A 9,467-nucleotide genomic window follows, 5' to 3' on the forward strand; every position below is an offset into this window, starting at 1 on the left:
ACCTACCAGGAGATGAGAAGATCATCTGTGACGTTGTCGATCGCAAGGCATTCACCGTCCGCGGTCATCTCCCGTTTCGGCGTAACGAAATCACCTTTCAGGAATGGGTTTTGCGGGTTCTTGAGGAAGGTCACCTTTGCATCGGTTCCCGTCTCGGGGAAAAAGCGCACCGTCGCGTTCTTCGTGCCGCGCAATCGCAGCCGCCGCGTGACTCCTACCATGCCGGAGCACTGCTCCGCGCATGAAACATCGGATGCTTCTTTCTGATCGATGAAAATGCGGCATTCACGCCGCCATGCTTTCGGCATGCGGTAGGATGACCGCCCGTTCTCGATGAATGTCTCAAGTCCGCACAGTGCCGGTGCTCCGTACGGGAATCTGAACGTCTGGGATACTCCCACGTTCGGCGAATGACCGGCGAAGTAGAATCCGCCTTTGTGGCGTGATACCGTCATGATGGGATTCTTCTGTGCACTTTCGCGTTTGTCGAGCATGAGATCGATACTGAACGCGGACATCATCAGACGCATGAGGAGCTCGGGATAGAAAAACTCGTTCTGATCGCGCATGCCGGGCAGATGGGCTGCATGATGTTCCGGCAGTGCGAACGAATTCGTCCCGCGTACCCAGGTAATGCCGCCGCCGTTCCATTCCTTCTGCCTGCGCGAGAGCGCTATCACGCGTGTTTCTCCGTTTTTCGATACTGTTGCCGCGGTGTCTGCCTTTCCCGAAAGGACGGTCGTGATGCCGCCGGCGGATGATAATGGATCATGCAAGATCTTCACCGCTGCTTTACGCGCGGTCAGCGTATCGCACGGGATGGATACAGCGATATCCATTTCGCCGTCTATCGGCGATGCATGGGATATGCCGAGGAGATCGAGCATTGTTCTGTCCGCGTGGTCGGTGGGGCCATAGAGCATAAGCCGTCCGCCTGCCTCTACATGCGCGATGAGCGCTTTCGCGATAGCCCCGTTCGACGGTACCGGCGACGTGATTATCGTCTGTGCGAATCGCTTCGGATCCTTCGCGAGCGCGGAGAGATAATTCTTCGTGCTTACGACGGTATTCACCGGAAAGCCGTTATTTATCGCCGTGCGCATGAACCAGTCGCCGAAGAACACCTCTCCGATGCGTTTGCCGTCGTACGCCATATCGTGATATTCATCGAACGGGTAAAGCCATGTGATAAGCCCCGGCGCGTCGGGCGATGTGCCGAAGCAGTCGAGCATGAACGGTATCACTTCGTTGGGTATGAGGTCCTGCGTCTGTCCGTACGTCCCGTCGACGGAGAGAATGTTCACATCTGTGGGGAGCGACATATCACCGTTCCCGTCGACACGCGCGACCGCGAGCGGGAGGTAAATGTCATGCGGTTCGCGTCCGTAGCGGTCTATCCACGGATCATTGATGAACCACAGATCGTGCACGTAGAAACGGAACGGATATGTCGTTCCCGGTATCTCGGCGATATGGCTCATCCAGCCGGCGAGCTCAAGGCCGAAGTCGCCGTTGAGCGCGGCCCATGGAGAATTGGGCGGCGGTTCGAGCCCGTATCCGCTGCGATAGATCTCGCGGAGCGGTACACCGTCGCTCGCAAGGTCGCGGCCTGTCGTCTGATTCGTACCCCGCGTGCGGAGCGGCAGGCTCGGGCATTCGCGGCGGAAGCTCGCCCAGAAATCGAGCGATATCTTCTTTACATCGTTCGCTTTTGCGGGGCTGAATTCCTTCCCGTTAAACACAGCACCGTACATTCCCCATGTTTCCATCCCGAAGCCGAAGCCGTTGGAGAGCCAGAGGAATTCGAATCCCATGTCGGCGCAGAATATCCTGCTCTGCCGTCCGAGGAATTCACCAAGCAGCGTCCCTTCCGGGATGCCGTTCGGATAGCCCGCGTATTTCCCTTTGTCCGCATGGAGCGTCGAATAGCAGACGACGAAGCTCGCCTTGCCCATGGTGCCGCCGAGGCATATCTCCGGATGCTTCTCGTATTTGAATTTCGACTTCGCGAATTCCGGGCCAGGATCGAATGTGGCGCCGAGACGTACGGGTTTTCCCGTGACCGCATGGCATTCCTCGCGTATTATCTCAAGGAAACGCTTGTACCAGCGGTAGGTGAAGAGCGGCGGATTATCGATATAGGTGTACGTTGTGTGATGTATGCATTTTTTATTCGGGTCGCTGTCAGGGAGTTTTTCCCCGCGTGGATTGGCTACACCGACGGTGTACGACCATTCGAATTTCTCATCGAGATCGCCTTTGTAATCGAGTATCTCCGATCCGTCCGATGTCCACATCATGATCGAGACGCGGTCGGCGTGCTTGGTGAGCGCCAACCACTGTATGAATATTTCACGGGCTTTTGCACGTATCCCCGCTTCCGATGTGTCGATGAACGGGCGTAAGCTCAGTTCCAGTGTGACATCGTTGATCGTTCTGTTCAGGTACGGCATGGAAACTCCTTGTATCAATTATCGTTTTTAATGCCGGTGACGGCATCATAGAACAGTGTTCCTTCGTAAGCAGTGCCGAGCGACAGCGTCGCCAGGCATACACGGATATGTGTGCATGCGGCGGGTATATCGCTTCGGCGCACGGTGAATGAGAGTTGTTTCCATTCGTTATCGGCGAGTGTTTTCGGCGCATCGATATTGTTTATGAACCGATCGTTCTGCCAGATCGTGATGAATATCCAGGGGCGGTTGCCGGCATAGTCGGCGGACTTTCGCTGATAGAACGTGAACGAATAGGACAGCGTGTTCGATGTGAGCGCTATCGGATGCGAAACGATGCCTGCTGCACCGGTAGTGATGCTCCTCACCGCGACGGCATTGCTCCCGTCATAGGACGATCGCACGACGCCGATGCGCACATCGTCAAGCGATCGGTCCCACGCATACCATTCCCAGCCGATAGGAAGCAGGCGCCCGCCGTTCATCTGTACGCGTTCAAAGCTTCCATTGCTGATGACGGACTCTCCGGCAGAGAGGAGCGATGCGAGCAGCAGTGTGCAAAGAATTCTCATTCCGGTTCCAGTTTCCCATAGTACACGGCATCTTTCGCCGCACCGATGCCGCTTGACCATTCGAGATATCCTGCGCGCCCCGCGCCGTCGTTGTTGTTGATGAGCACGGAGAAGCGTACCGTTTTTCTTGCCGAGACATCGAACGGGTAAAGCTCGGTTGCATCGATATGGATACGGTAGCGCAGTGACGGCCCGTTCCTGTCGATGAGAATGCGTCCGTGCTTAAGCGGCGCGTTCGCGGCCGTCCAGCGCTGCGGGAGGTCGCCCCCCACTGAAGCAGCTATCGCTTTATAGATGAGCGGTCCTGTTGGTGTGAGAGCGGCGACGAATTCCGTCTGCCCGTACAGCGATCCGGTCCCATCCGTGTCTATCGCGAACTGTACACTGTCGCCTTTCCAGTAGTCGGGCATTTTCTCGTTCTGTGTGAACACAGGGTCCTTCACGTCGATGACGATATCAAGACCCTGCGCACCAATCGATAGGGCGAATCTGCCCTTAAGACCGTCGGGCTTCGGTACACTTGTCTGCACATAGTTCCAGTCGACATTGACCCACGGAAGCGTATCGGCGGTGTTCAGATCAGTATCGAGAATAGGTTTTGTAGCATAGCGTGCACGCGGGACCGCGACCGCGGCTTTCAGCGCCCTCACGTCGGGATTGAGCGATGCCGTCGACTGCGGAAGCGATGCGAAGAGCGATTCGGGGAGCCCTTTGATGAAATACATCCGTTCCGGTTCAACAGCGAACGCCCCGGTGAGCGGATAGCCTTCGGCGGTGGTGACCGCGGCAGATGCGAGTGCACTCCGTATGCGGCTGTCGGGCTCGGCCGATGATCCTTCCGTCCAGAGCACGGCGAATGTCTTTGCACCGTCCTTGAAATACACGATGCGCTGCCCGGATGTAAGATCTGCGGTGCCTGTATAAACGAGTGTTGATGACACCTGATCGATGAACACGCGGAGCGCTACCGCTGCCGGACGCGGTTCTACGAGGGGGCGATGACGGAAAAGCCCTGCCGACTGCTGGAACGATCCGTCCTCGAAGGCTACGGGCAGCAGTTCCTTTTCGCCGTGTCCTTCCATCATTGTGAAAACCGCAATGCGCTGCGCTCCGTATTTCAGCTGATCGCAGAGATCGAGGATCATGCGCTTGGCGAGCGCCGCTTCGCTCGGGGGCTTTTCCATGGCGCTGATGAGTATGCCGTGCCACTCCGTCGATCCCCATACGCGGCTCGGTGCCTTGAACGAGGTCTCAAGCTCCCTGAACTCTGGTATCGATGAGCCCGGCCATGCGCCGTGCATCGAGAGCACATCGAACGGTGCACCGCCGAGCCTGAGGAATTCGCGGTAGAAGGGGAGATAGCGTTTGCCGCCCTGGCCGCCGAGCCAAACGCGGTGCGACGTATCGATTCGCTTGATCGTATCGTAGCCGCTTTTCACGAGCTCAGCGTATTTTTCCGTCGTGTCGCGCCAGAACACGCTGCCGTTGGGAAGATGCGGTTCATTCCACATCTCCCAATCCTTCATGGAGGAGCCGTAGCGCTTTACGATAGCTTCGACGAAATCGGTCCAGTCCTTCATGTCCGTCGGCGCCCAAGCTGCGAATTTCGAGACGCAGATGTCGACCTCGGTGCGGTCAGGGTAGGGAGATGCCCACTGCGGCGTGCCTATCAGTGTAGCAAAGAATTCATTGATGCCGTATTGCTTCAGTGTCTCTATCTTTTCGTCCATGTGTTTCCAGTCGTACTCACCGCGTTTTTTCGCGACGATCTTGGTCTTGTCCCAGTGATCGCCCCAGTCGACCCAGATGCGGGCGAAATTGAAACCGATGAACGATGCAAGCTTCGCCTCTCTGTCATTGGCCGTATCCGGCGTCACGCCGAACTGCGGCGGACGTTTTCCCGTTATCGGCGGCATGACAGCCACGGCGCGGCGCGCGCGCGAAAACTGCTTAACCGTGCCGCGCGTTGTCTGCAGATTGTACGCGAGTGCAAGCGGTATATCCTTTCCGTCGGCATGGTACGAGAATGCGATCTCGTAATACCCCGGTGCTGATGGCTGCCATTTCCATCCGCCGTTCATGAATGCCGCACGGGGCAATGTGAGCTCCGTTATCTTTCTATTACGCGCATCGTACACTGTTCCGGTGAACGAACGTATCGCTTCATCGATGATGCCGCCTTCGGGAAGGAATGTCACCGGTTTGCCGACCGTGAACCAATTGTATTCCGCTGAGCCGGTGATGTTGAGCCCGAGTGTCGATGTGCGCCGGGCGGTACGTTCATCTGCCGATACCGCATCAAGTGAGCGCGAAAGGAGTGACTGGATCTCGCTGCCCGAGAGCACACGGTCATAGACGAATACATCATCGAGGTCACCTTTCATTGCGCGTATCGGTCCGCCGGCATTCGCCTGCCCGAGACAGTAGCGGTCGGCGTTCACGAACGGCTGATGCTTCGCTGTGCCGGCCCCGGCTGATCTGCCGTTGATATAGAATACGTAGCTTCCGTCCTCGCCGTATGTCATGGCGATATGCGTCCAATCCCCTGCGGCTACTGCGGCGCTGGAATTCGCCACGCCGGCAATGTCCGAACGTATCAGCGCGAGTTTGCCGTCCGCATTTACCCGGAAGTAATGGCATCCCTTCGCATCGCCCGCGTAAATGGAGTGCTGCCCCTCCGGGGTATGTGTCTTTTCGCCGAAATGCTCGGAGCGAAACCATGCGGCGATCGTGAAATTCTGGCCGAGCACGGGCGCGCCGTCGCCGACGATCTTTCCCGTAGCGCCGTCGAAGCGTACCGCCTGTCCGTTCTTGCCGGGGGTGTATATCGTTCCGGCAGCAAGGTCGCCGTGCGCGTTGCCGGCGCGGTCATAGATGGTGAGGCCGGAGGCATCGCCCGTATCGAATGACCAGCATCCGACGGGGCCGTCCGATCCGAGCCGCCGAGGATTGACACCGAGCGATGGTTTTACGGTCTTTTCATCGGCGATGAATTTGATATCGCCTAACTCGAACCAGCCATTGGCCTTGAACATGAGATAATTCATCGTGAAGAGCGCAGTGCCGTTGGATATTGAGATGCGTTTTTTTATTTCCTTCCAGTCAGCGCCGAGCGCACCGAGGTCCTGCATGTCCTTGATAAGGACTTTCTTCGTCCCGTCATACTGGAAGAAATGCGCTGCAAGGCGGCCGGCACCGCGTACCTTGAGCGTGAGCGTGTGCATGCCGTCGCTGACGGCAACGTGCGAGGTGATTATGCCGCCGGTGGAATCCGGATCGGGGAAGCTCACCTTTATGGACGGCGTGCCGTTGAAGCCGTCGGAAATGAATTCCGTGCCAATCGACTTCGTCGACTTCCATTCGCTGAAAAGTCCCCCCTGTTTCAGCGCATCCGCTCCGATGTCGGCAGCGTACGCCGATACCGCAAGCGATAGTATGATCGTAAGATATGATCTCATAGATGCCTCTCGATGGTGTCAGTGCACATCAGCGATCGTTCCGCTTCATACGGATTGTACCACGTACGTTGCCGCTGACAAGCATCTCAGTACGTCCCTGCATGGGCTGCTTCCACCAGAGCGCGGTAGTTCTCCGGCTTCACCGTATCGATTATCGAATGGCTCGATGCGACCACATAGCCGCGTCGATCGGACAGCCTGCGGATGTGCTCTTTCGTGTCGGCCGCTACCGCCTCCGGTGTCCCGAAGCTTAACAGCTCCTGCACGCAGATATTCCCGACGATGGTGAAATCGGGATACTTTTCGTGTATCGCATACACATCGTTGACCACGGTCTGCACCGGGTTTATCGCATTCACTTTCCAGTCGGCGAAGAACGGAAGCACGTCCTTCATCGGTCCGCAGCAATGACACATAACCGGGCGGCCGGTCGCGCGTGCCGCTTCGATGATCTTCGCTTCGCGCGGCGCCCAGAGCTGGGCAAGGTGATCGGGACTCATGAAACCGGTGACATCATCGCCGATGTAGAAGAAGTGGAAGGGGATGTCCTTCGTCGCTTCGATGACGTCGAGCGCGAATTTCGTATAGAGGTCAAGAAGTCTTGCGACGAGTTCGGGCTGTTCATATATCATGAGCATGAACGATTCTATCGCGGTCGGTCCGGCTGACATATATGCGGCGGTGAGCGGTCCTGCGAGATTGGCGCATACGCCGATGCCGGTGCCCTTCACGGCGGCGAGGTATCTCTCCATTTTTCCGCGCATGTCATTCATTGACGGGGGAACGATCGCGGCAATATCATCCATCGTTCTGACGCTCGCATGCTTTGCGTGCATACGAAGCGCGCAGGGTATGGCGTCCTGCCCGACAAGTTTCGCCATCGATATCACATCGGCAAGGACATCCTCGTTCCAGAAGCTGTAACCGTCCGGCAGGGCATGGCCGAGGAGCGCTTGTGCATTCGTTTTATTGATGGCGATTTCGAAATTCGGCGTGCGGTCATGCGGCTCCTTGCGGAACGCATGGATGAGCCGCGATATATCAGGTGCCACATGGCTCTCTGTGCTCTCCGTGTTCTCTGTGGTTCTATTTGTTTTCATTGCAGTTGCCCTTTACCACGACCGCTTCAATGCCGAGTGCGTCCGCTATCTTCTTTATCGTCGCGGCATGTCTGCCCACACCGAGCGCGTAATGATGCGTCGGGCCTTCCATGACCCATGCCTTGATGAAGTCGCGCGTGTTCGGCGGGAAAAAGCCGCGCGTGTTGGTGTTCCCCGTCGGCGGTATCATCCCTTTTTTCGATTCGCCTTCGCCGATGACGAATTTGAATTTTCCGTCGGCCTTCTGGGTGATGCCGAGCATGGTGATGGGGCCTTCCTTTATCTTGAACTCCACGCCCGCGCCGCTTCCCGGCTTGCCGTGATACTTGGTGAGCGAACGGAGCACCGGCTTTCCGTCGGCGATATTCAGATGGTGAGGTCCGTCATGGCCTACCAGTATGAAGTCTTCCGAGAAATCGAAGGGATGGAATTCGGCGAAGCTGCCGCCGATGCCGAGCCTGTCCATGATAAGCATGGCGACATTGGTCTTAATATCGAATTCGCCGCACATGGGAAATCCTTTGGCGAGGAGAAGCGAATTGCCGACGATGAGCGTCGTCGCGATGGTGCGTTCGAGCGATTCGGGCTCACCTTCGTAGTAGTAGGCGAGGCCGGTGAGATCGAATTTCTTGATGAGACGGTCCAGTGCGCAGGCGCTCTTTGCCGCCTGTTCGAGGTCTTCCTTTGTGAGCTTCTTTGTCACCGGGTCCGATTTCGGATTGGGGAAATCGAATATCGCTTCGATGGCTTTGATCTTTTCCTTTACTTCTGCGTCGCTTACCTGCTTGTAGCATGCGGCGAGATCGGCTATCTCGATGAGCGGTACGTGTACGCCGAAGGCGGACGATATCGCGGTGGGGTCGGCATGCATGTCATACATCGATTCAAGGACATGGCCCATGAGACCGAGCCGTGCGCCCTTGAGCGAGCGGAGCACCCGTGCTATCGCGCACCATTCTTTTATCTCGGCATCCGCGCGCACGTCGCCGGTGAGCGTTCCGATGATGACGTCCGCAACTTTTTTACCGAGCCGTACTGCGACACCGGTGAATTCCGGCACGCTGCAGATATTATCGTTCTCAAGCTGCATGTAGGTGGACGCTTTGGTGTAATCCATGGCTGCCCGCGGCTGAAGCGCAACGAGAATGACCGGGACAGCGGCATCCCGCATGATCGGCGCGAACACTGAGGATGTGGCGTAGGTGAGCATATTACAGAAAAGAATGTCGACGTCGGCTGCCTTTATCTTTGTGAGCGTATCATATGCCTTGGCGTTGGTGTCGACCATACCGAAGTCGATCACCTCAGCGCCGAAAGCATCCACTTTCTTCTTCAGCTCTCCGTGGTATCCCATAAGCCCCTGCAAGAGGCCTTCGAATTGATGCCAATAGGTGTCATGTCCCACGCCGAAGAGGCCGATGCGGGCTTTTCTCTGGTTCGCAGCGTTCATTGATGGCTCCTCGTTTTTCATTGGGGATAACATATACACGGATATGCCGTCCGGCTTGGCGGGAATGACACTATATCACGAGGGTTAATATTGTCCAATATCGGTGTTCCTCTATGCCGGGGATGCCCCTGCCCGAAGGCGGTAGTTCCGCGGGGTCATCCCGAACCGTTTTTTGAACAGCCTGAAAAAACAGTTCGCATCGTTGAACCCGGTGGAGTAGGCGCTGCGGCTGATCGGGAGCGATGTGCCGGCGATGGGCTTTTTCGCATGATCGAGCCGGCATTCACCGCATCGCACCTGCGCTCTCCGTTGCCGCAGCGGCGGTGCTGGCATATCTTCTCTTCATGCGATCGTGATCCGGAGCTTCTCGCGGCCCAAGCAGCGGGAACGCCGTTGTGAGATGCATTGTTCTCCGGCAGGGGGGGGGGGGGGGG

6 protein-coding genes are annotated in these 9,467 nt (G+C 57.1%); all 6 read right to left on the reverse strand.

Annotation, left to right across the window (positions count from 1 at the left end):
- Positions 1 to 2 precede the first annotated feature (2 nt).
- The 6 genes from AABZ39_12680 to AABZ39_12705 all read right to left on the reverse strand — a co-directional run bounded on the left by AABZ39_12680 (position 3) and on the right by AABZ39_12705 (position 9,366).
- The gene (locus AABZ39_12680) at positions 3 to 2,453 is read right to left on the reverse strand and encodes a hypothetical protein (protein MEK6795627.1); all 2,451 of its coding nucleotides are present in this window, start codon (positions 2,451 to 2,453) and stop codon (positions 3 to 5) included.
- A 14-nt stretch (positions 2,454 to 2,467) separates the two neighbouring features.
- Entirely contained in the window at positions 2,468 to 3,025 is a 558-nt protein-coding gene (locus tag AABZ39_12685; protein ID MEK6795628.1) for a hypothetical protein, read from the reverse strand.
- Positions 3,022 to 6,483, reverse strand: coding sequence for a LamG-like jellyroll fold domain-containing protein (locus tag AABZ39_12690; GenBank protein MEK6795629.1), 3,462 nt, complete (start codon positions 6,481 to 6,483; stop codon positions 3,022 to 3,024). The genes AABZ39_12685 and AABZ39_12690 overlap by 4 nt, the downstream gene beginning before the upstream one ends.
- An 86-nt stretch (positions 6,484 to 6,569) precedes the next feature.
- Positions 6,570 to 7,583 (reverse strand): uroporphyrinogen decarboxylase family protein, encoded by a 1,014-nt coding sequence (locus tag AABZ39_12695; GenBank protein MEK6795630.1) that lies wholly within the window; start codon positions 7,581 to 7,583, stop codon positions 6,570 to 6,572.
- Positions 7,570 to 9,033: an L-fucose/L-arabinose isomerase family protein gene (locus AABZ39_12700; protein ID MEK6795631.1), complete on the reverse strand. Its 1,464-nt coding sequence runs from the start codon at positions 9,031 to 9,033 to the stop codon at positions 7,570 to 7,572. The genes AABZ39_12695 and AABZ39_12700 overlap by 14 nt, the downstream gene beginning before the upstream one ends.
- A 111-nt stretch (positions 9,034 to 9,144) precedes the next feature.
- A complete protein-coding gene (locus AABZ39_12705; protein MEK6795632.1) occupies positions 9,145 to 9,366 on the reverse strand; it encodes a helix-turn-helix domain-containing protein in 222 nt (73 codons plus the stop codon).
- Between the last annotated feature and the right edge of the window lie 101 nt (positions 9,367 to 9,467).

The organism is Spirochaetota bacterium (assembly GCA_038043445.1).
Taxonomy (GTDB): domain Bacteria; phylum Spirochaetota; class Brachyspiria; order Brachyspirales; family JACRPF01; genus JBBTBY01.